This is a genomic window from Trichocoleus sp. AS-A1, assembly GCF_039962015.1.
GTDB lineage: Bacteria > Cyanobacteriota > Cyanobacteriia > Cyanobacteriales > FACHB-T130 > FACHB-T130.
In genome coordinates this window covers 63,751-83,565 of record NZ_JAMPKG010000003.1, presented here as the reverse complement: position 1 = coordinate 83,565, position 19,815 = coordinate 63,751, and the positions used below count along the sequence as shown (strand labels likewise).

Below are 19,815 nucleotides of genomic sequence, written 5' to 3'. Positions count from 1 at the left end.
GGGTTTTCCCGTTCATGCTATGGTAAGACCCGCTTGTGCCACCCTGACTAAGCTGCTGTATCAAGCCCTACCAAAACAGTTAAGCAAATCCGCTAAATTCATTTCATCGGCTTTAAATGTAATTTAGGCTACATATCATGCGACTAGAGCAGTTGCAAGCCTTTCTAGCAGTTGCTGAAACCGGCAGTTTTCAGCAAGCGGCGCGAAAGTGTGGGTTCACTCAGTCCACTATTAGCAGGCAAATCCAGTCTCTGGAAACGGATCTCGGTATTTCCCTGTTTCATCGCACGGCTCAGGCAAAGCTAACAGTCGGAGGCGAACGCTTTTTGCCCCGCGCCCGCAAAATTTGTCAAGAGTGGCAACAAGCCACGCAAGAATTAGCAGACTTGTTGGCAGGAAAACAACCCGAACTCTGTGTGGCAGCGATTCACTCGGTTTGCGCCCAATACTTGCCGTCCGTGTTGCAGCAGTTTTGCCGAGATTACCCGGCGGTGCAGCTGCGAGTGACTTCGCTTGGAAGCGATCGCGCTCTCAAAGTCTTGCGAGACGGAATGGTTGATGTCGCGATCGTGATGAATAACCGCTTTTTAACGGCTAGCCCGGATATGGTGGTCGATGTCTTATACAATGAACGAATCGAAATCTTGATGGCGGCAAATCATCCTCTGACTAAGTACCAACAGGTGCCCTGGTCAGAACTCGTTCACTACCCGCAAGTGGTATTTAAGGATGGGTACGGGATGCAACGCTTGGTACAAGAGCGATTTTTGCGGCAAGGCGCTAATCTTCAGGCGGTGATGGAGTTAAATACGCTTGATGCCTTTCGCGGTGTCGTGCGGCAAGGAGAATTGATTGCCCTTTTGCCCCAGTCAGCTTTGGTAGATGCTCGCCAGGATGCAACGCTGGCGATTCGAGTCATTGATTCCACACCCGCGCCGGGGACGCCAAACTTAGCCGACTCGCTAGGAGATCCCAGCTTGTCTCGTCAGGTCGTGATGGTAACAACGCGCGATCGCTTGCTGATTCCCCCCATTCAGCACTTTTGCCAGATGGTACGCGAGTTAGTCCCGATGCAATTTGCAGGAGCGATTGGCAACACAATAATCTGTTCGGATGCTTCTATACCTGTTAACTAATGGTTAATGGCTATTGCAAAAAATCTTTTGAGAATTAGCCATTCGCAAAAACTGATAACGATTGACTACGACAAAATACTATGAGTAATGAGTTCAGGGAAATTCTGCGAAAAGTGGGTAGTGGCGTCCATACGGGCGAAAATATAAGTCGCTCCGAAGCTGAGGAAGCGACACGGATGATGCTCCTACAGGAAGCAACACCAGCGCAGATTGGAGCATTTATGATCGCCCATCGGATTAAGCGTCCCATCGGCGAAGAATTGGCAGGGATGCTAGACGCCTACGACGCACTAGGGCCAAAACTGCAACCCATCGGCTCAGAACGCCCGGTTATCGTTCTGGGGACGCCCTACGATGGGCGATCGCGCACGGCACCCATAACGCCACTGACAGCTTTAATCTTGGCAACCGCTGGACAGGCGGTGGTGATGCACGGGGGCGACCGGATGCCTACCAAGGAAGGCTTGCCACTGATTGAGATTTGGCAGGCGTTGGGTGTCAATTGGGCTGAGTTATCCCTCCCTGTCGTCCAGCAGGTGTTTGAGGCAACCCAACTCGGATTTGTTTATTTGCCCAAGCATTTCCCCCAAGCGGCAGGACTGGTTCCCTACCGCGACCAAATTGGCAAACGTCCACCCTTTGCAACGATGGAGTTAATGTGGTGTCCCTATGCAGGGGAAGCTCACGTTGTGGCGGGGTTTGTCCATCCTCCCACGGAAGGGATGTTTCAAGACTCTTCGGCATTGCGAGGCAACCCCCAGTATTTCACAGCGGTGAAAGGATTAGAAGGTAGCTGCGATTTACCGCGCGATCGCACGGCGATTATTGGAACTTGGCAACCCGGTTCGTCTCCGCAACGCCTCCTGCTTCATCCCCGTGACTACGGCTTTGAGGGAAAGGAAGTTGCCCTAGACTCCGCAACTGAATTGGTACAAGAAATGCAAGCCGTGCTGCAAGGTAACAAGAGCGAACTTATGCAAGCAGCTATCTGGAACGGTGGTTTTTACCTATGGCACTGCGGTCTCGCCCCAGATTTATCATCCGGTTTGACTCAGGCAGAAACTTTATTGGGTAGCGGTCAAGTTGCCCAGAAACTACAGGAGATTAGTCGGGTGATTTCTTCTTTAAGTTCTTCAGTCTTCAGTAGTCGGTAGGAGGAGGATTAGGAAAAAGTTTTGAGTTTTGAGTTTTGAGTTTTGAATTTAAGAACTCTTTTGTCACTCATCCCTCTTTTCCTAAAGTAACAAAAGAGGGATCAAAACTCTGAATTACCAGAAAAAAGTTTTGAATTTTGAATTTAAGAACTTTTTTGTGGCTCAAAACTCTACACTCTCATGACCGATTACTCAACGGCTAAAATCATTCCTTCACGGGCGAGTAATCCATTCGGAAACGCCGACTGGATTTGTCCTTCTACTTGGTCGAGAAAGTCATCGCTGTAGTCTGGTTCGTAGCTAAACATCACCAATTTTTTGACGTTAGCCGCATCAGCGGCTTTAACGCAGGTTTGCCAGAAGGGATTTTCGCAGGGTTGAATCGCAAAGTCACCTGCATGAGAAGACTCACCGTTTGCCCCCAAACCTTGGTCTAGTTCCGAGGAAGTCGCATTGCAAATGAGTAAATCGGCTTCACGGGCTAAGTGCAGCAGATTTTCATCAAGGGCATTCGGATCGTTGTCTGCACCCGTAGCGTAAACAGCCGTGCGTCCCTGCCAGGTAACTCGATAGCCTATTGTCCGCAGGGAATTGTTGGTTAAACAGGTTTCAATCGTGATATCGTCTACCGCGAGCGTCTCGCCGGGAGTTAGATCGTAGAACTGTAGTTCTGATTGCATGACCTGTATGGGGACTGGAAAATTCGGAGGCGTCATCTGGTCGCTGAGACTTTGTTGAATCGATGCTCCATCAGATCCTGCTGCCCCATAAATATGAAAACAATTGCCCTTAATAAAGGCAGGAACGAAAAAAGGAACGCCTTGAATGCGATCGCTTTGGGAGTCGGTAAAGAATACGTAAGCTTCCACCGGCATTTGACGCAGTAATTGATTACCCAGTAACCGCAAGCCGGTGCCGCCATCAAAAATTAATCGTTTGGAGCCTACCCGCATTTCCACACAGGGAGTATTGCCGCCGTAGCGAAGCGTCTCCTTGCCAGCGGCGGCAATTTTGCCCCGCACACCCCAAAACTGCACCACAAACTCTGCGTCAGCTTGGGTTGACTGACTTGCTGTGGGATTGGAGATTTGAGGATTTGGTGCCGCTGGTTCTTTTGAAGACATATATTCGCTCAAGAAGTTAGCTGCACGCTTAGCAGATCGTCGTAGCGGCGGACTTCTATTAACCGATTTTGCCCGTCTACGAGGACAACTTTAGGTTGATAAGTTTTCAGTTCTTCTGGGCTAAATTGCCCGTAGGTCATGATGATTAAGCGATCGCCCTTCATGCCCAAACGAGCCGCCGCACCATTGAGTTCGACTGCCCCTGAATTTGCCGGTGCCGCGATTGCATAAGTAATCAAGCGCTCTCCATTCGAGACATTCACGACTTGTACCTGTTCATAAGGTAGTATACCTGCGGCATCCAACAGGGTTCTATCAATACTGATACTCCCTACATAGTCAAGATTTGCCCTAGTAAGCGTGCAACTATGAATTTTTGATAGAAGAAGCGATCGCTGCATACAAGAAAGGTAATTAACACCATTGAGAAAGTGCAAGGCGCTGATTGCTTCTCCTGCTATGCCTGCACTTTCCTCATGTTGTATCTATCAGCACTAGGGTTCGGCGCATGAAAAGTTTTCTCAGCTAAAGCTGATTCTAACGTTCTCAAACCACTTCATCCCTCAATTTTTTCCTAGTTTGCTCACCTAGCGCTCGTAGACCTACCCTTTGCTGCCAGCTTTAATACATTGTTCCACCAGCGGCATCACTTTATCGACATCTTGCCAACCCAGAATTTCTGTGACCTTTTTCTCTAAGTTCTTGTAGGTCTTGAAAAATTCTGCGATTTCGTCTAGTCGGTGTGGCGCAAGGTCTTTGAGAGATTTGACTTGGGCATAGCGCGGATCTTTGTCGGGAACGCACAGAATTTTTTCGTCCCGATCTCCCCCGTCAATCATCTCTAACATTCCGATAGGTCGCGCTTGAATAACACACCCTGGAAATGTTGGCTCTTCCATTAACACCATGCCATCCAGGGGATCGCCATCATCTGCTAGGGTGTTGGGTACGAAGCCGTAGTCATAGGGGTACTGCACCGAAGAATAAAGCACCCGGTCTAGGGCAAAGGCTTGTAAGTCCTTATCGTACTCGTACTTATTTTTGCTACCAGCGGTAATTTCAACCAGAACGTTAATGAGACCTGGTTTGGGTTGAGCAGGAATGCGTGTTAAATCCAAAACGTTTCTCCAGTTTCTCCAAGCAACACAAAGTATTGGGGGTGCCCTGATGTCAGTTTGAAGGCTGTAGAGGCTTAACGTAGTTACTTTACAGCCGCTACGAATCGCACCCGTTGTTGAAGGAGGAATCAGAATATTCCTCCTTCATCCTTCATCCTTTCAGATAGCCCTTGTGAGCATTCTACGGGAAGAAGGTCAACACAGAATCTTCTGTTTACCCAGATTCCAGGATTACGCGATATCCATTTGTTGTATCTTGAAGGTCAGTCTTCGGGTATCGGGATTGAATAGCTGGTTTGCTGCTGCAAGCTTTGAGCGCCGCTTGGAGAGTAGTGAGCGATCGCAAACACAGGTAAGGTCAAGGTCAACAAAGCAATTGCAGTTCCTAGTAACTCTGCCCACCTTTGCGGAGGAGGTTGGTCAGAAGAGTTAGAGGACTGGCTACTTAATTCCATAAAAAGATAATTGCAAACTCAACACGATCAAATGAAACAGTGAAAAGAGGGGAAATTTTGAACCTCCTCTGTTCTTAATTCTAGCGAGTTCTTCTAAGCTGTCTGTCGTCTATTAAACAATCTCAACCTATAGATAGGTGCTATCAAACACACTGATAGATGTCAACCGTCTTTGGGAATAGAAGATTAAAGCTTGAAAGGAGGAGAAATTTTAGGTTAGTTTAAACATTTAACTTGCAAGTTGTTAACTTGCAAGAATCGGGGCTGAATTCTAGTGCCCGACGAAGCTATGATGCATAAAAGAAGCTCACACCGGAAGACGGAGTGGTAGCCATGTACCTTCCCAGTGCCCTTGCCGACGAACTCAAGCTCTACCTAGAGCAACTGGCTGATAAGGGAGAGACACAAGCGCAAACCCTGTTGACTCAAATCGAACAAGTTGCAACTCCTAGCTCAACGCTGACAACGCTAACGGATATGGAGCAAGAAATGTCTTCCGTACCTCCAGAAGGGATGGGTTTGAGGTGTTGAACACTAATGCCAACAGCAAGACGTTCCAATAGCAAGACGAAGCTTTGTTCCTTGTCCGTCAGTAGTAGGTGGTAACGATTTTTTCCCTATCCGCTACTCACTCCCCCATTATCGATTCTGATGTCTCAGCCTCCTCCCAAGCCTCCTATAAGATCGACGGACGCCAAGTCAGCTAGAATTAAGCGCCTGCGATCGCTTACTTATATTCTGGATAATGCGATCGCGATTCCGGGAACTTCCTACCGCGTGGGCATCGATCCTCTACTTGGACTGCTCCCTGGAGGCGGGGATATACTAGGAAGTGCCTTGTCAGGCTATATCGTTCTGGAGGCAGCGCTGCTGGGTCTACCACGAGAAGCTTTGGTGCGGATGGTGCTAAATATTATTTTTGAGACTTTAGTTGGCACTGTGCCGGTGTTGGGGGATTTCTTTGACGCTACCTGGAAAGCGAATGCTAAAAACATGATGCTTCTAGAAGCTCATCTCGCTTCTCCTCGGCAGAGTCAAAAGGCAGATTGGTGGTTTATCATTCTGCTGTTGGGTGGGTTGATGCTCTTTGTGATTTGCATTGCTGCTTTTAGTCTTTTTATCCTGAATCTGCTGTGGCAAACGATAACTAAATAAAAATTAAAAATTAAAAACTTTAATTCGTTTCTCCTTTCCAATCTGATATTTTTAATTCCTTGCAAGCAAAGTTTATTGGCTAACCCTTGAATTCGATTCTCAAGGGAATTGTACAACAGATGAGTAAGAAAGACTGGTGGGAAGCCACATTTCCAAACGGGCGTCAAACGATAACCATTTCTGATGCTAACGGGAATCCTGTAAAAATTGCTTATGGCGAAAAAGGTACAGGTAAACCGCTATTTTTAGTGCATGGAATGGCGAGCTGGAGCTACAATTGGCGTTACGCGATTGAGCCATTGTCACAACATTTTCGCGTTATCTGTTTCGATGCGAAAGGACACGGTTTTTCCGAGATGCCATCACACCCGGAAATACTCGGTCATCAATCGCTCGAACTAGAGCAGATCGTGCGAGCGTTATGCGATGAACCGGCTGTTGTGGTAGCCCTATCTTTGGGGGCATTAGTGACCCTCGCCACCGCCCAAGCGCATCCAGATTTGTTCGATAGATTAGTTGTAATTAATGTACCGATTTTCCTCAAACGATTGCCGTTTTGGGGGATGCAGTTATTAGCAGATTTGCCGTTAGATTTAGTTAAGATAGCGGATCACTTGCGCGTGACTCAACTGTTTGCACCGCTACTGTGGCAAATTGTAGCCTTCGGGCGTCGGGAAGTTGTAGTGGATTGGACACGAATTACACCCGAAGAAGTTTACTGGATTACTTATCCGTATGTCGAATTTCCGAATGCTTTGACAAAAACTGCCGAAGATTTACAACACGCAGCGCAAGAAATTCAGCGATTGGTAAAGAATGAACCGAATTTAATTCGTAACGTACAAGATAACCTGAGTGCGATCGCGTGTCCGACTCTGATTCTCTGGGGCGATCAAGATCAATGGTTCCCAGTTGCTGATGGCAAAAAACTTCATGCCTGTATGCCCAGCTCTAAGTTTAAGATTATTCCCAACTGCGGTCATGATGCGGCGGGAAGTCACGCAGATGCGATCGCGTCCGAGATTCTTGAGTTTATGCGCGATACAGATTTTCTAAATTCAGAGTCTTTGTATCGTTTTTAGCGGTAAAGTTACGCTAAGTATTGTTCATTTAATTCCAAACTCCACTAGGTGCAGGGAGATCCCGCACCTACTAGCTTATATAAACAAAGTCCGCGCCGTCGCCAAAGGCAAGCGATGAGAGAGATGTGTCGCCGTATTGTTAGGTTGCGATCGCTTTCCCGCCAGTTATGATAGTTTCTTCTCTGCTTGGAACCTCAGCCAGTTCTTAAATACGACCGATTTAGGATTCAACTGTTCAACCAAAAGGATGAGCCAAATTAATCCACCAGTAGTAGGCTGATTAGTAATAATTCGCTTATATTTTTAAATACACTTCGCACTCTAGTTTCAGAGGTAACTTCAGAAGTGATAAATATGTCCTTGTCTTTCATCATGCCGCTAGCGATTACCTTGCTAGCTGTTTATATCCTTCAAAATTCTGCTGACGAAATTTCCTATCTCGCCGCCGCAATTTCTCTTGTTGGTTTATTTGTAAGTTTGGTTGTAGCGCCTTGGCAAATTCAGGTATTGCTGCTATTGGTCGTACTGCTAAGCGCAAGACGACTTTTGCAGCAATGTCAGCCTGTAGTCGATGCTCAATTTGACACGCAATCTGAGCCTAAGATTGCGCCTCAACCTGAATTTCAGGAAGACGACAAGACTCAACTCAGCTATCGCGGGATTAACTACGAATCCACCTCTTCAACTGTTGAAGTAGCAGAAGTTGAAGTTACAGGAAAATACCGGGGTCAGGTTTGTAAAGTCCGCAAAACAGAAAATATGCCGGTGTCTCAACCGACATCGGGATTAAAATATCGAGGCGCTACCGTGATTTCTCAAGCTTCCCCTATACCTCCGGTTGAAGAATCAAAATAAACGCCAGAATCTTAGCCACAGATGCAACGGTAGCAATTGAGCGAATTTTGCTGCAAGCAACCTGCACTTAAAATATGCTGTTGCTCTGGTTGGATTAGGGCGATTGCTTAAACAGAAACTCTCCTCGCTGCAATTCGCGGACGACCTCCACAGGTTTCTGGAGTACGCACAATTAATGTCCCGATGTCGGTGATAGTTGACATATTTACCTCTGTAAGACTTGGCTTATATTTTAACGTTGCAGCGATCGCGCTTTTGTGCTAGAGAGTCTGCGGCTACGGGTTGTGTCATAATAAGGCGATCGACCCCCATAGAGCGCTACTAATGGTGCAATCACCCGAATCTCCCAGCGAACTGGCTGCTGCCCTTCAGAACCCAGTCGATCTAAATTTCGATCTGCCCGATCCAGAGGATGAGCAGATTCCAGAGTTTGAGTTTCAGAAGCTAGTAGAGAATGCTTGGCTGGTGTGCGATCGCTTCGACTTGCAGACAGAAATCTGGCGGGGGCGGATTTTGCGAATCGTGCGCGATCGAGAGAAACAAGGCGGTGACGGACGCGGTACCGGATTTCTCAATTGGCTGAAAGAACGGGAAATCAGTAAAAGTCAAGCATATTCCTTAATTCAACTGGCAAATAGTGCTGATACCCTTTTAGAAGAGGGGCATCTTGACCCGGATGCGATTCGTAGCTTCAGCAAACGCGCCTTCATCGAAACCTCTAAGGCTTCCCCAGAAATCCAACAACTGGTGACAGATGCGGCAAATAAAGGCGATCGCATTACCAGGCGCGAAGTGCGGCAACTCTCCGACGAATGGACAGCCATGAATTCAGAATTGCTACCAGATGAAGTCAAGGAAAAGGCCGCTGCGGGTTCTCTTCCCCCCCGATTTCTGTCTCCTCTGGTGCGGGAAATGGAGAAATTACCAGAATCTCACATCAGCGCCCTGAAAGAGGAAGTCGCCGGGAACCCCGATGTCGATACGGTTAAACAGGTGACATCAGATGCCCGGAATTTATCTAAATACTTAGACGCCGCCGCTCAAGTTCAGGCAATTGAGCGCACCTCTATTGACGTGGAAATGGCATTAGAGGAAGCTTTGCGTCTGGGTTGTCTAAATACCGCCGCCGATATGGTGAAGCAGGCGGCGCAACTGGAACAGACGATTGCCAAATTTTACATGACCTGGAAGCGGCTGGGCAGTCTGACCGATAGGCTGTATGTAGACACTGGCGCAAGTAGCCCTCATTTGCGATCGCTCCTTTCTTGCCTGGAACGCCTTGCGGGTGAAGTCGTGGAGGTAAGTTTGGATGATGAAGGCGATCGCACGATTCGCCTCAAAGTCATCGCAGATAACGCCTAAAACGCTTTCTTCAGAGGCGATTAATCGCGGTTCTCCAGAGATATCCCAAGATAGGTCAATTCGATCTCTTCTTGGGGCGGATCAATTTTTTAACCTTCCTCCAAATTGCGCCCGGATTCAAGTAAGCCCGATATTTGGTTGCGGCTTCTTTTCCGACTAGCACCAAACCTACCCAAAAGGCAATTTCTCCCACAACCGCAAGAATCGGAACCAATATGGCTTTTTGGGCGATCGCTAGCGGTAGCAAGGGCACCACTAAGAGGATTGCCACCCAAGGCAGGAAAGAGAAAACAATTAAAAATATACCGAGTTTCTGCATACTCCTGATTGTGACAAACTGTAACAAGATTGACAGGATATATGCACAATATCTTGTAGGGATCTAGAAGACATCCCCTGCAAGCGTCAGATTAATTCTTAATCCCCGTCGCCGCAATCCCCCGAATGAACTGACGCTGTCCGACGAGAAACAGTAACACGACAGGTACCGTAGCGATCGCAACAGCCGCCATCAGCAAAGGCCAATTATTCGTAAATTGCTCCTGAAACTCTGCCAACGCTAGCTGCACCGTCCTCAATTCCGGTCGCGTTGTAAAAATCAGGGGCTTAAACAAATCGTTCCATTCCCCAATAAATGTGAACAGAAACAGCGTCACCAATGCCGGACGAGACAACGGTAGCATCACCCGCCACAGAATTTGTAGGCGGTTTGCCCCATCCAGCGCCGCTGCTTCCTCCAACTCCACTGGAATCGTTTGAAAATACTGCCGCAACAGAAAAATCCCAAATCCATTCGCCGCTGTGGGTAAAATCAGCGCCCAGTAAGTGTTGATCAAGTGTCCCCACTTTAAAACCAAAAAAATTGGAATTACCAACAGTTGAAAGGGAATTACCAGCGTAGCCAAGACAATCAGCAGAATTGCCTGACGCCCCTGAAACTTCAGCCGCGCCAACGCATAACCGGCGAGTGCAGCGGTGATCGTCTGAAACCCCGTTACAGCTAGCGCCACTAGGGTTGAATTGGCAAACGCTAATAAAAAGTTACCGCGCCTCCAAGCTTCGCGGTAGTTGGCAAAGCTGGGGTGAGATGGAAAGAAGCTTCCTCCAGGTGTCGCACCCACTTTGTCAAAAGAGGTGACGAAGACAATCCCAAGCGGTAATAGCACGACACAAGCGCCTAGCAACAGCAATAGCGGGTTCGCCAGATGGGAAAGCTGAGTGACTGACAATCGACCCTGTGGATTTTTCTTAGGCATGAATACTTACTTAAATTGACTGATCCCGTTTGGCTCCAGGATAGGTACAGTACAATTATTAGATTAAGTTACGTTACTATTCCACAGAAATTTAGGTCGGTCTAGGATCGACCTATTCGTGAGGAGCAGACAGGAGATTTATGCCGTCGCTTGAAACCAGCCTAGAAATTGACTTCCACAGTGAAACCTACAAGGACGCCTACAGCCGCATCAATGCGATTGTGATAGAAGGCGAACAAGAGGCTCATGAGAATTACATCAAGTTAGCAGAATTGCTACCAGAAGATAAGGAGCAGTTGATCCGTTTATCCAAAATGGAGAGTCGTCACAAGAAAGGATTTGAAGCCTGCGGGCGGAATCTCGAAGTGACGCCAGATTTAGAATTTGCTCGCAAGTTCTTCTCCGGACTGCACCAAAATTTCCAAGATGCGGCAGCAGAAGGCGGGATTGTGACCTGTTTGCTGATTCAAGCATTAATTATCGAATGCTTTGCGATCGCTGCTTACAACATATATATCCCCGTTGCCGATGACTTCGCCCGTAAAATTACTGAGGGTGTTGTTAAAGATGAATACAGCCATCTTAACTACGGCGAAGTGTGGCTGAAAAACCATTTCGAGGAATCCAAAGCAGAATTTGAAGCAGCCAATCGTCAGAACCTTCCCATCGTCTGGCGGATGCTCAACGAAGTCGAAAAGGATGCCAGTATTCTGGGAATGGACAAAGAATCTTTAGTTGAAGACTTCATGATTCAATACGGCGAAGCGCTGAGCAATATTGGCTTTACTACCCGCGATATCATGCGGATGTCAGCCTACGGGCTTGCCGCTGCATAGTTGCTTAGTATAACTTGTGGGGGATGTCAAGTCAGGTAGTGCAGAGTAAGAGTGGGGAATTGCCTGAAACCAAGTCATCTATTTGAGGACGGAGTCAATGAAGGCGCTTTTACTCTCCCCCACTTTTCCCCAGTCTTTCTGGTCATATGACCGTTTTATGGAAATCGCTGGACTCAAAGCGGTCATTCCTCCCTTGGGAATTATTACAGTTGCAGCACTGTTGCCAAAAGATTGGGAAATTAAGTTTTATGACCGCAATGTGAAGACTGAGACGGAGGCCGATTGGGAGTGGTGCGACATCGTTGTTCTATCGGCAATGCTGGCACAACGAGAAGATTTTCACTTTTTGATCAAAAAGGCTGTCGAGTTAGGAAAAAAAGTGGCAGTTGGAGGGCCTTATCCAACGTCCGTTCCTGAAGACGCTCTCGCCTCTGGAGCACATTATCTAATTTTGGATGAAGGGGAATTAACAGTACCGGACTTTCTGCAAGCGATCGCTCAGGGTCAAGAAAAAGGTGTTTTTCGCTCCATCGAAAAGCCGGATGTTACCCTAAGTCCCCTTCCTCGCTTTGATTTACTGAAGCGAGATGCCTACTTGATGATGGCAATTCAGTTTTCTCGCGGTTGCCCATTTAACTGCGAATTCTGCGACATTATCAGCCTCTACGGTCGCAAACCGCGTACCAAAGAACCGGGTCAAGTGTTGGCAGAGTTGCAAAGCCTCTATGACTTAGGCTGGCGGGGTTCCCTATTCATCGTCGATGACAATTTTATTGGCAATCAACGCAACGTCAAGCGCCTGCTACGAGAATTGATTCCTTGGATGCAGGAACACAACTATCCCTTCACCTTCATGACCGAAGCCTCTGTTAATTTAGCAGAGGATGATGAACTACTACAGTTGATGAAAAAAGCCGGTTTTTACGCCGTCTTTCTCGGTATTGAAACCCCAGATCAAGACAGCCTGCAAGTCACTCGAAAGCTTCAAAATACCCGCAACCCGCTTTTAGAAGCGTGTCGCAAGATCAACGAAGCCGGAATGCTAATTTATGCAGGATTTATTCTCGGCTTCGATGGAGAACGCGCGGGTGCTGGCGATCGCATTCAAGCCTTTGTCGAAGAAACCAGTATTCCTCAACCCATGCTCGGCATTTTGCAGGCCTTGCCGAATACGGCTTTGTGGACTCGGCTCCAAAAAGAGCAGCGTTTATTAGAAGGAGTTGGCATCACCGAAGTTGGCGATCAGAATTCCTTGATGAATTTTACGCCCAGCCGACCTCTAGCAGACATTGCCAGAGAGTATGTAGAAGGCTTCTGGACAATGTACGAACCCCAGAACTATCTCAGACGCTGTTTTAATCAATGCCTCAACATCGTTCCACCGCCAGGAAGAACGCAAAATATGTACTTCCCCGCTGGCAAAGGACTGCGGCTAGTCGCCCAGTTAATTTGGCATCAGGGCATTCGGCGACCTGAAATTCGCGGTCAATTTTGGCGACAGCTTTGGCTGATTTTACGCCAAAAGCCTCAATTCCTAAATATGTATCTCGGCTTATGTGCCGCTGGAGAGCATTTTTGGGAGTACCGCCTTTTAGCCAGAGAACGGATTACCCAACAGCTCGGCTACGATCCGATCGCTACGCCAGCCTCAACCGAACAAAAACCCGCGCTTGTAAACGTCTGATCCGAGCTTTTCGCTCGCTAGAAGGCAAGAAAACAGCCATTTATCAATGTAAATCAACCTGCCGCTCAGAAGAGCGGCAATTTTTTGTACTATTGTTAAGAGTATTTAACTATTTTTTCCCTTCCACCTTCCTTTCCTATCCAGAGGCGTAGTTAGAACCATTCATGTTTGGTTTAATCGGTCACCTTACTAATTTGCAACACGCTCAATCTGTGGCTAGAGAGCTTGGCTACCCAGAATATGCCGATCAAGGGCTAGATTTTTGGTGTAGCGCTCCGCCTCAAATCGTCGATCACATCACTGTCACCAGCATTACCGGGCAAAAAATCGAAGGTCGGTATGTGGAATCTTGCTTTGTACCAGAAATGCTGGCCAGTGGGAGAGGTAAGACAGCAGTCCGGAAAGTTCTCAACGCAATGGCTCATGCTCAAAAACATGGCATTAACATTAGTGCGCTGGGCGGCTTTTCCTCGATTATTTTTGAAGAATTCAACCTGCATGAAAGTAAGCAGGTTCGCAATATCAAACTGGAATTTGAGCGGTTCACTACCGGCAATACCCATACGGCTTACATTATCTGTCGCCAATTGGAAGAAGTGTCGAAAGAGCTGGGCATCGATCTCAGTAAAGCAACTGTGGCGGTTTGTGGAGCTACAGGCGATATTGGCAGCGCTGTCTGTCGTTGGCTAGATGCTCGAACTGAAGTGCCAGAACTGTTGCTGATTGCCCGGAAGCAAGAGCGATTGCAAGCTTTGCAGGCGGAACTCGGCAGAGGCAAAATCATGGGATTGGAAGAGGCGCTGCCTTTGGCTGATATTGTAGTTTGGGTAGCCAGTATGCCCAAAGGGATGGAAATTGATCCCACGGTTTTGAAAAAACCTTGTTTGCTGATTGATGGGGGCTACCCGAAAAACCTGTCAACAAAAATTCAGCATCCGGGCGTCTATGTCGTCAATGGGGGGATTGTTGAGCATTCCCTGGATATTGACTGGCGGATTATGAAAATCGTCAATTTGATGGAAGCTCCGGGACGCCAGTTATTCGCCTGTTTTGCCGAATCGATGCTATTGGAATTTGAAAAGTGGCACACCAACTTTTCTTGGGGACGCAATCAAATTACCGTGGAGAAGATGGAGCAAATCGGTGAATCCTCCGTAAGGCATGGATTCCGACCTTTGTTGACTTATTAGTCAGGAGTCAGGAGTCAGTTGTCAGTTGATAGAAAAAGGCTAGTTATTTTTTGTCTAGTGTTACTTCTTTCTTTGACTCCTAACTCCTGACGGCTGACTACTGACAACTGACTGACTACTGAGCATTGTAAGGGCGACCCCCTATGCTCGTCGCTGCACTACTGACCACCGATCGCTGACTAGGAACTATGTCAACTTCTTCTGAGCGCAAGCCGTTACTTCTAGATTTTGAAAAGCCTCTGTCCGAACTAGAGGCACGAATTGACCAAATTCGCGAACTTGCAGAAGATCAGGACGTCGATGTCTCCGATCAGATTCGTCAGTTGGAGGCACGAGCAGTGCAACTTCGTGAGGAGATTTTCAATAGTTTATCCCCGTCCCAGCGGCTGCAACTGGCTCGGCATCCTCGGCGTCCCAGTACATTAGACTACATCCAGGCAATGAGCGATGAATGGATGGAACTACACGGCGATCGCGGTGGGAATGACGACCCAGCGTTAGTCGGCGGCGTAGCTCGTCTGGGTGGGCGTCCCGTTGTGATGCTGGGTCATCAAAAGGGCCGCGATACGAAGGATAATGTCGCCCGGAATTTTGGGATGCCTGCTCCAGGAGGCTACCGCAAGGCGATGCGGTTAATGGAACACGCCAATCGCTTTGGAATGCCGATTCTCACGTTTATCGATACGCCGGGAGCTTGGGCAGGTGTGGAAGCCGAGCAACGGGGACAAGGAGAAGCGATCGCCTATAATTTGCGGGAGATGTTCCGCCTGGATGTCCCGATCCTCTGCACCGTTATCGGGGAAGGTGGTTCTGGCGGTGCGTTGGGAATTGGCGTCGGCGATCGACTATTAATGTTTGAACACGCCGTTTATACCGTTGCGACCCCCGAAGCTTGTGCAGCAATTTTGTGGAAAGATGCTTCCAAAGCTCCCCAAGCAGCCACAGCACTAAAAATTACGGCTTGGGATTTGAAAAACTTAGGCATTCTCGATGTTCTGTTGCCCGAACCTGTTGGCGGCGCTCATGGCGAGCCGCTAAAAGCCGCTGCCATCTTAAAAGATGCTCTGTTGCAAAACTTAGAAGAACTCTCCCAGATGACCTCTCAACAGCGGCGGGAGCTACGTTATCAAAAGTTTCGGAGTATTGGCGTTTATACGGAAATCTCCGCCTAACGAGGGTTGACCTTAGAAGACGCTGTGACGAGTGGTATAATCAACAAGGTAACAAATTATTACAAGTTCTCAGTTGAGAGGAGTTGCCTTCTAAGAAATTAGCGATGAGCTGGCAAGCAATTAACGGCGACAGCGAATCGATCGTAGACAACGACTCAAACAATGAGAACTTTACGTAGTAAGCGTTCTCCTAGGCGATCGCTTAAGCTTATTTTGCTTTCCTACAGGGTAGCCAAACCAAGTAGGAAAAGTAAGCAAAGAGCTGATAGCTACCTAATCAAAAAATACGGGAAGAATTGATGACTTCTCCAATCGAACGGCGTGCCTTGATTACCGGGGCCAGTAGTGGGATTGGCAAGGCGACAGCTTTGGCATTTGCGAAAGCAGGATTCCATGTGGCTTTAGTCAGCCGCTCTGAGTCTAAATTAGAGGCTGTCGCTGAAGCTGCTCGGAAGACCGGGGTGACAGCAAAAGCGTATGCCCTGGATCTAGCCGATATTGAGCAGGTAAGAGAAAAGGTCGCCGCGATCGCTGACTCCTTTGGCTCGATTGATGTTCTGGTGAACAATGCCGGGATGGGCTACACCGGCGAGATTATGTCAACACCTTTATCTGAATGGCAACAAGTGATTGACCTAAATCTCACCAGCGTGTTTCAGTGTATTCAGGGAATTTTGCCCTCGATGCGCGATCGCGGCTCTGGGATAATTATTAATGTGGCATCTATTGCCGGTCAGCAACCTTTTCCTGGCTGGGGTGCCTACAACGTTAGCAAAGCGGCTCTGATTGCCTTATCGAAAACCCTCGCAGCAGAAGAACGTGCCAAAGGCATTCGCGTTGTGACGATCTCTCCAGGTGCTGTCAATACCCCAATTTGGGACACAGAAACGGTTCAAGTCGAACTGAACCGTTCAGCCATGTTAACACCAGAAATCGTTGCCCAGTCGATTCTGCACATGGCTCTCGTGCCAGAACAGGCAGTGATTGAGGAATTAACCTTAATGCCGAACGCTGGCGTTTTATGAGTTGTAAGTTTTGAATGACGAATTAAACCTAAATTCATCACTCAACAGTCTCAAAAAATCCCTAACGAACTCATCACTCCGTTAACCACTCCAAACCCTAACAAAGACTGAATCATGACTACTGCTTCTTCCCACGGTTCTAATGGCTCTAACCCATCAGGCGATTTGAGCGCCAAAATTGCTCCGCCGCGACCTGACCGCAACACAATGAATGGTAGAGAACCCAATTTGCAGCCGCCTCCGGAAGAACTCAACGATGAGATGATGAGTGCTGTAAGGACGCTGCTACTGGGAGTGGGTGAAGACCCGGAACGGGAAGGCTTACTCAAAACGCCTAAGCGAGTAGCAGAAGCAATGCGCTTTCTCACCAGTGGCTATACTCAGTCGCTAGAAGACCTTGTCAACGGAGCTATCTTTGATGAGGGTCATAACGAGATGGTTCTTGTCCGGGATATCAATGTCTTTAGTCTTTGCGAACACCATATGCTGCCATTTATGGGTAAGGCGCACGTCGCCTATATCCCTAACCAAAAAGTGGTAGGTCTTAGCAAGCTTGCTCGGATTGTTGAGATGTATTCTCGCCGCTTGCAGGTACAGGAACGGCTGACGCGCCAGATTGCTGAAGCGGTGCAGACGATTCTTGAGCCGAAGGGAGTCGCTGTTGTCATGGAAGCTACCCATATGTGTATGGTAATGCGAGGCGTCCAGAAGCCCGGTTCTTGGACTGTTACCAGTGCGATGGTCGGCGTATTTCAGGACGAGCAAAAAACTCGTGAAGAGTTCCTTAATTTAATTCGTCACCAACCCGCTTTCTTTTAAGCGTTGTTGGCAGTAATAGCAGGGAGATTTCGCTCCTCATAAAGAGAAAACTCCTAATTTCTTAAAGTAGGGACACGGCCTTGCCGTGTCCCTATAACGGTTAATGAATTGGGTTTTTATACCATTTGGTTCATGAAGCGCTACATTAACAATTCCCCCACCCCCGATAAATTGGGAGGCTAAGAAGTCTAAATGTTGCAAACAAAAGAACAAAATGGTTTTACAATCAGCATCCCCCCATTTGCTGACGCACTTGAGAAAGAGCATACCAAGTCTTTTCACCAACAATTCCATCTACTAATAAACCGTTGCGTTTTTGGAAGAATCTAACAGCAGCATCGGTGCGCGGCCCAAATACACCGTTAATTTCATCATTAAAGTCACCGGCTACAAATAGCACCTGCTGAAGTGTGATTACTGCTTCACCTTTAGCTCCGCGCTTCAGCATGGGCATATTAACTGGAGCGCCTGTATAAAGTGCTTGCCAAGTCAACGGCCCGACAATACCATCTTCTTTGAGGAAAACCCAATTCTGAAAAACAATGACGGCATATTCTACTTCTTGATTAAAAATTCCGTGAATCGCTCCGAAATAAGCGCATCTATCAGTTAATATTTGTTGTAATTCTCTAACTACCGATCCAGAGCTGCCTAACCCTAGAACGGGTTTATTAAACTGAGCTTGATTGGTGAAGGTTTGATTGGATTCGTTAGCAAGCATGATGTGGATTCCTTTGGAGTTGTTGGTGTTCTACATCTCCAAAGTACTTTTAATAAAGTGCTTGTCACTTCGCACAGTCGGGTAAACTAACTGGATTGGTTTGCTCTCGTTCTATCTGTTCACCCATTAGCAGGAGGCGATCGTGCCAAAAGAGCGAAGCTCCCTACAACTTGAACCGTGTTCCCCGCAGTTTCTCAAACAAATCCGCAACTCGATTTAAATCTTTATCTCCAGGCGATCGCTCGACGCCACTCGATAAATCAATTCCGCTTGGATGCAGTTGAGCGATCGCATCCAAAATATTGTCTGGTGTCAAGCCACCGGCAAGCAACCAGGGACAGCTAGGATTGAACTGTTGGAGGTTCTTCCAGTCCAACGTTTTGCCAGTACCTCCCAACATTTGGGGATGATAAGCGTCCAGCAACAAGGTATTCGCACACTCTGCATAGACATCTGCCTGAGTTAAATCCTCTAGAGTTTTCACTCTCAGCGCTTTGATGATTTCCACGCTGGGCAGCAATTGGCGCAACTGACGGCAAAATTCTGGTGTTTCTCCGCCATGTAACTGCACGCCTGTCAAGTTAGCGATGGCGACACATTGATAGATTTCTTCTAGCGTTGTGTTGGCAAAGACGCCAATCCGCTCAACGTCAGCGGGTAAGCGTTCCATCACGGAGCGGATTTGAACTGCACTCACGTAGCGCGGGGAGGAGGACACGCAAATAAATCCTAGGGCGGTTGCTCCCAGTTGCGCGATCGCTTGCCCTTGATCTGGTTTGGTAATCCCGCAAATCTTGACTCGCATTAAATTTTTTTCGATTTGTATCAAAAATTAATATAACTGTTAACTGTTAAAACAAATTCCGACTTTTTACTAAGAGGTTTCTATAATACTTTGGGTTTTGATATTTGTGTCCAAGCAGGAGACAAGAACTTGATTCACTTGACAATACTCGCCGCCGTACAATCTACCGTTCCCGCGACCCCATCGTGGACTCCAATGGTCGGATTGGTGATGATTCTGTGCAACCTGTTGGCGATCGCCATCGGTCGCTTCGCTATCCAGAAGCCAGGAGTAGGGCCAGACCTGCCCCTGGCTAAACCCGCTTTGTTACGCAATTTTACAGTGCCTGAACTCCTAGCGACAATGAGCTTCGGTCACATTATTGGAACAGGCGTCATCCTCGGATTAACCAACGCAGGTGCCCTTTAAAAGGCCATTGTTTCTGCTTTGGGTGACTTAAAAATTTAGCTCATCCATCAGGAAGAATCAACAGTTCCCTCCGCGTTTTATAATCCCTTCGTTGCTGATTTTATCAAAGCAGGAGAAAAGAAATTGATTGACTTAAGTTTACTTGCAGCATTGCAGCAGACAGTTCCTTCAACACCAACAATCGGCCCTGGTGTATTCATTGTCATGACTGCTTTCAACATTCTGGGTCTTTTTCTGGCCCGCAACGCTGTCCAAAAGCCGGGAGTTGGCCCTAAACTGCCTTTCCCACTGCCCGGTTTTGGTAAGAACTTTAGCGCCGCTCAATTTATTGCGGGTTTGAGTTTTGGACACATCCTGGGAACAGGTGCCATCTTAGGACTGACCAATACGGGTCTCCTTTAGAAGCCCTCGCTCGATAATAACTGTCTTTTCAGTGAAGTTAGTAGGGTGGACACTGC

The 19,815-nt window shown here is 47.7% G+C and carries 23 protein-coding genes and 1 pseudogene; 15 read left to right on the top strand and 9 right to left on the bottom strand.

The features are described from left to right. The first annotated feature begins 137 nt into the window (after nucleotides 1-137). Together NC994_RS03730 and NC994_RS03725 are read left to right on the top strand one after the other, a co-directional pair. Nucleotides 138-1,136 carry a LysR family transcriptional regulator gene (locus tag NC994_RS03730; RefSeq protein WP_190434311.1) on the top strand — a complete coding sequence of 333 codons (999 nt, stop codon included), beginning with the start codon at nucleotides 138-140 and terminating at the stop codon, nucleotides 1,134-1,136. Between the two features lie 80 nt (nucleotides 1,137-1,216). Then, the gene (locus NC994_RS03725) at nucleotides 1,217-2,290 is read left to right on the top strand and encodes an anthranilate phosphoribosyltransferase family protein (protein ID WP_190434310.1); all 1,074 of its coding nucleotides are present in this window, start codon (nucleotides 1,217-1,219) and stop codon (nucleotides 2,288-2,290) included. 188 nt (nucleotides 2,291-2,478) lie between these two features. On the opposite strand, the gene NC994_RS03720 is transcribed toward NC994_RS03725, so the two are convergent. From NC994_RS03720 to NC994_RS03705, 4 genes are all read right to left on the bottom strand, one after another. Next, the gene (locus NC994_RS03720; protein WP_190434307.1) at nucleotides 2,479-3,414 is read right to left on the bottom strand and encodes an MBL fold metallo-hydrolase; all 936 of its coding nucleotides are present in this window, start codon (nucleotides 3,412-3,414) and stop codon (nucleotides 2,479-2,481) included. Nucleotides 3,415-3,422: 8 nt separating this feature from the next. Continuing rightward, nucleotides 3,423-3,815 carry an aspartate 1-decarboxylase gene (gene panD / locus NC994_RS03715; protein WP_190412855.1) on the bottom strand — a complete coding sequence of 131 codons (393 nt, stop codon included), beginning with the start codon at nucleotides 3,813-3,815 and terminating at the stop codon, nucleotides 3,423-3,425. A 201-nt stretch (nucleotides 3,816-4,016) separates the two neighbouring features. Further along, the gene (locus NC994_RS03710; protein ID WP_190412349.1) at nucleotides 4,017-4,532 is read right to left on the bottom strand and encodes an inorganic diphosphatase; all 516 of its coding nucleotides are present in this window, start codon (nucleotides 4,530-4,532) and stop codon (nucleotides 4,017-4,019) included. Nucleotides 4,533-4,795: 263 nt separating this feature from the next. Continuing rightward, nucleotides 4,796-4,987 (bottom strand): hypothetical protein, encoded by a 192-nt coding sequence (locus NC994_RS03705; protein ID WP_190412350.1) that lies wholly within the window; start codon nucleotides 4,985-4,987, stop codon nucleotides 4,796-4,798. Between the two features lie 333 nt (nucleotides 4,988-5,320). Here NC994_RS03705 and NC994_RS03700 point away from each other — a divergent pair, with 333 nt between their 5' ends. The 4 genes from NC994_RS03700 to NC994_RS03685 all read left to right on the top strand — a co-directional run bounded on the left by NC994_RS03700 (nucleotide 5,321) and on the right by NC994_RS03685 (nucleotide 8,079). After that, nucleotides 5,321-5,518, top strand: a complete 198-nt coding sequence (locus NC994_RS03700; RefSeq protein WP_190434305.1) for a hypothetical protein — start codon at nucleotides 5,321-5,323, stop codon at nucleotides 5,516-5,518. 120 nt (nucleotides 5,519-5,638) lie between these two features. Next, entirely contained in the window at nucleotides 5,639-6,142 is a 504-nt protein-coding gene (locus NC994_RS03695) for a DUF4112 domain-containing protein (protein WP_190412352.1), read from the top strand. A gap of 119 nt (nucleotides 6,143-6,261) precedes the next feature. Further along, on the top strand, nucleotides 6,262-7,224 hold the full coding sequence (locus tag NC994_RS03690) for an alpha/beta hydrolase (protein ID WP_190412353.1): 963 nt from the start codon (nucleotides 6,262-6,264) through the stop codon (nucleotides 7,222-7,224). Between the two features lie 354 nt (nucleotides 7,225-7,578). Then, nucleotides 7,579-8,079 (top strand): DUF4278 domain-containing protein, encoded by a 501-nt coding sequence (locus NC994_RS03685; protein ID WP_190430698.1) that lies wholly within the window; start codon nucleotides 7,579-7,581, stop codon nucleotides 8,077-8,079. Between the two features lie 110 nt (nucleotides 8,080-8,189). On the opposite strand, the pseudogene NC994_RS03680 reads toward NC994_RS03685, so the two are convergent. Next, a pseudogene (locus NC994_RS03680) lies at nucleotides 8,190-8,282 on the bottom strand (DUF433 domain-containing protein); the annotation flags it as partial. Nucleotides 8,283-8,403: 121 nt separating this feature from the next. On the opposite strand from NC994_RS03680, the gene NC994_RS03675 reads away from it, so the two are divergent. Further along, entirely contained in the window at nucleotides 8,404-9,441 is a 1,038-nt protein-coding gene (locus NC994_RS03675) for a hypothetical protein (protein WP_190434304.1), read from the top strand. Between the two features lie 55 nt (nucleotides 9,442-9,496). Here NC994_RS03675 and NC994_RS03670 read toward each other — a convergent pair whose 3' ends face one another. Together NC994_RS03670 and NC994_RS03665 are read right to left on the bottom strand one after the other, a co-directional pair. Next, on the bottom strand, nucleotides 9,497-9,760 hold the full coding sequence (locus tag NC994_RS03670; RefSeq protein ID WP_190430700.1) for a transporter suffix domain-containing protein: 264 nt from the start codon (nucleotides 9,758-9,760) through the stop codon (nucleotides 9,497-9,499). 91 nt (nucleotides 9,761-9,851) lie between these two features. Continuing rightward, entirely contained in the window at nucleotides 9,852-10,697 is an 846-nt protein-coding gene (locus NC994_RS03665; RefSeq protein ID WP_190430701.1) for a carbohydrate ABC transporter permease, read from the bottom strand. A 140-nt stretch (nucleotides 10,698-10,837) separates the two neighbouring features. On the opposite strand from NC994_RS03665, the gene NC994_RS03660 reads away from it, so the two are divergent. From NC994_RS03660 to folE, 6 genes are all read left to right on the top strand, one after another. Then, entirely contained in the window at nucleotides 10,838-11,533 is a 696-nt protein-coding gene (locus tag NC994_RS03660) for an aldehyde oxygenase (deformylating) (RefSeq protein ID WP_190430702.1), read from the top strand. A 97-nt stretch (nucleotides 11,534-11,630) separates the two neighbouring features. Further along, nucleotides 11,631-13,217: a B12-binding domain-containing radical SAM protein gene (locus tag NC994_RS03655; RefSeq protein ID WP_190434302.1), complete on the top strand. Its 1,587-nt coding sequence runs from the start codon at nucleotides 11,631-11,633 to the stop codon at nucleotides 13,215-13,217. A 164-nt stretch (nucleotides 13,218-13,381) separates the two neighbouring features. Continuing rightward, nucleotides 13,382-14,407 (top strand): long-chain acyl-[acyl-carrier-protein] reductase, encoded by a 1,026-nt coding sequence (locus tag NC994_RS03650; RefSeq protein ID WP_190412361.1) that lies wholly within the window; start codon nucleotides 13,382-13,384, stop codon nucleotides 14,405-14,407. Between the two features lie 188 nt (nucleotides 14,408-14,595). Beyond that, the gene (gene accA / locus NC994_RS03645; protein ID WP_190434300.1) at nucleotides 14,596-15,579 is read left to right on the top strand and encodes an acetyl-CoA carboxylase carboxyl transferase subunit alpha; all 984 of its coding nucleotides are present in this window, start codon (nucleotides 14,596-14,598) and stop codon (nucleotides 15,577-15,579) included. A gap of 299 nt (nucleotides 15,580-15,878) precedes the next feature. Further along, nucleotides 15,879-16,604, top strand: a complete 726-nt coding sequence (locus tag NC994_RS03640) for an SDR family oxidoreductase (protein WP_190412363.1) — start codon at nucleotides 15,879-15,881, stop codon at nucleotides 16,602-16,604. A 114-nt stretch (nucleotides 16,605-16,718) separates the two neighbouring features. Then, nucleotides 16,719-17,423 (top strand): GTP cyclohydrolase I FolE, encoded by a 705-nt coding sequence (folE, locus tag NC994_RS03635; RefSeq protein WP_190412364.1) that lies wholly within the window; start codon nucleotides 16,719-16,721, stop codon nucleotides 17,421-17,423. A gap of 226 nt (nucleotides 17,424-17,649) precedes the next feature. Here folE and NC994_RS03630 read toward each other — a convergent pair whose 3' ends face one another. Together NC994_RS03630 and NC994_RS03625 are read right to left on the bottom strand one after the other, a co-directional pair. Beyond that, nucleotides 17,650-18,144: a peptidoglycan-binding protein gene (locus tag NC994_RS03630; RefSeq protein WP_190412365.1), complete on the bottom strand. Its 495-nt coding sequence runs from the start codon at nucleotides 18,142-18,144 to the stop codon at nucleotides 17,650-17,652. A gap of 163 nt (nucleotides 18,145-18,307) precedes the next feature. Beyond that, nucleotides 18,308-18,949, bottom strand: coding sequence for a phosphoribosylanthranilate isomerase (locus tag NC994_RS03625; RefSeq protein ID WP_190434299.1), 642 nt, complete (start codon nucleotides 18,947-18,949; stop codon nucleotides 18,308-18,310). A gap of 129 nt (nucleotides 18,950-19,078) precedes the next feature. Between NC994_RS03625 and psaK (NC994_RS03620) the strand changes: the two genes are divergently transcribed. Both psaK (NC994_RS03620) and psaK (NC994_RS03615) read left to right on the top strand, forming a co-directional pair. Then, entirely contained in the window at nucleotides 19,079-19,357 is a 279-nt protein-coding gene (gene psaK / locus NC994_RS03620) for a photosystem I reaction center subunit PsaK (protein ID WP_190412367.1), read from the top strand. Nucleotides 19,358-19,480: 123 nt separating this feature from the next. Beyond that, nucleotides 19,481-19,759: a photosystem I reaction center subunit PsaK gene (psaK, locus tag NC994_RS03615; RefSeq protein ID WP_190412368.1), complete on the top strand. Its 279-nt coding sequence runs from the start codon at nucleotides 19,481-19,483 to the stop codon at nucleotides 19,757-19,759. Nucleotides 19,760-19,815: the final 56 nt, after the last annotated feature.

Bases quoted from the DNA above. Each gene is read 5' to 3' on its own strand.
- NC994_RS03730 (WP_190434311.1), top strand. From the start codon at position 138: ATGCGACTAGAGCAGTTGCAAGCCTTTCTAGCAGTTGCTGAAACCGGC.
- NC994_RS03725 (WP_190434310.1), top strand. From the start codon at position 1,217: ATGAGTAATGAGTTCAGGGAAATTCTGCGAAAAGTGGGTAGTGGCGTC.
- NC994_RS03720 (WP_190434307.1), bottom strand. From the start codon at position 3,414: ATGTCTTCAAAAGAACCAGCGGCACCAAATCCTCAAATCTCCAATCCC.
- panD (WP_190412855.1), bottom strand. From the start codon at position 3,815: ATGCAGCGATCGCTTCTTCTATCAAAAATTCATAGTTGCACGCTTACT.
- NC994_RS03705 (WP_190412350.1), bottom strand. From the start codon at position 4,987: ATGGAATTAAGTAGCCAGTCCTCTAACTCTTCTGACCAACCTCCTCCG.
- NC994_RS03700 (WP_190434305.1), top strand. From the start codon at position 5,321: ATGTACCTTCCCAGTGCCCTTGCCGACGAACTCAAGCTCTACCTAGAG.
- NC994_RS03695 (WP_190412352.1), top strand. From the start codon at position 5,639: ATGTCTCAGCCTCCTCCCAAGCCTCCTATAAGATCGACGGACGCCAAG.
- NC994_RS03690 (WP_190412353.1), top strand. From the start codon at position 6,262: ATGAGTAAGAAAGACTGGTGGGAAGCCACATTTCCAAACGGGCGTCAA.
- NC994_RS03685 (WP_190430698.1), top strand. From the start codon at position 7,579: ATGTCCTTGTCTTTCATCATGCCGCTAGCGATTACCTTGCTAGCTGTT.
- NC994_RS03675 (WP_190434304.1), top strand. From the start codon at position 8,404: ATGGTGCAATCACCCGAATCTCCCAGCGAACTGGCTGCTGCCCTTCAG.
- NC994_RS03670 (WP_190430700.1), bottom strand. From the start codon at position 9,760: ATGCAGAAACTCGGTATATTTTTAATTGTTTTCTCTTTCCTGCCTTGG.
- NC994_RS03665 (WP_190430701.1), bottom strand. From the start codon at position 10,697: ATGCCTAAGAAAAATCCACAGGGTCGATTGTCAGTCACTCAGCTTTCC.
- NC994_RS03660 (WP_190430702.1), top strand. From the start codon at position 10,838: ATGCCGTCGCTTGAAACCAGCCTAGAAATTGACTTCCACAGTGAAACC.
- NC994_RS03655 (WP_190434302.1), top strand. From the start codon at position 11,631: ATGAAGGCGCTTTTACTCTCCCCCACTTTTCCCCAGTCTTTCTGGTCA.
- NC994_RS03650 (WP_190412361.1), top strand. From the start codon at position 13,382: ATGTTTGGTTTAATCGGTCACCTTACTAATTTGCAACACGCTCAATCT.
- accA (WP_190434300.1), top strand. From the start codon at position 14,596: ATGTCAACTTCTTCTGAGCGCAAGCCGTTACTTCTAGATTTTGAAAAG.
- NC994_RS03640 (WP_190412363.1), top strand. From the start codon at position 15,879: ATGACTTCTCCAATCGAACGGCGTGCCTTGATTACCGGGGCCAGTAGT.
- folE (WP_190412364.1), top strand. From the start codon at position 16,719: ATGACTACTGCTTCTTCCCACGGTTCTAATGGCTCTAACCCATCAGGC.
- NC994_RS03630 (WP_190412365.1), bottom strand. From the start codon at position 18,144: ATGCTTGCTAACGAATCCAATCAAACCTTCACCAATCAAGCTCAGTTT.
- NC994_RS03625 (WP_190434299.1), bottom strand. From the start codon at position 18,949: ATGCGAGTCAAGATTTGCGGGATTACCAAACCAGATCAAGGGCAAGCG.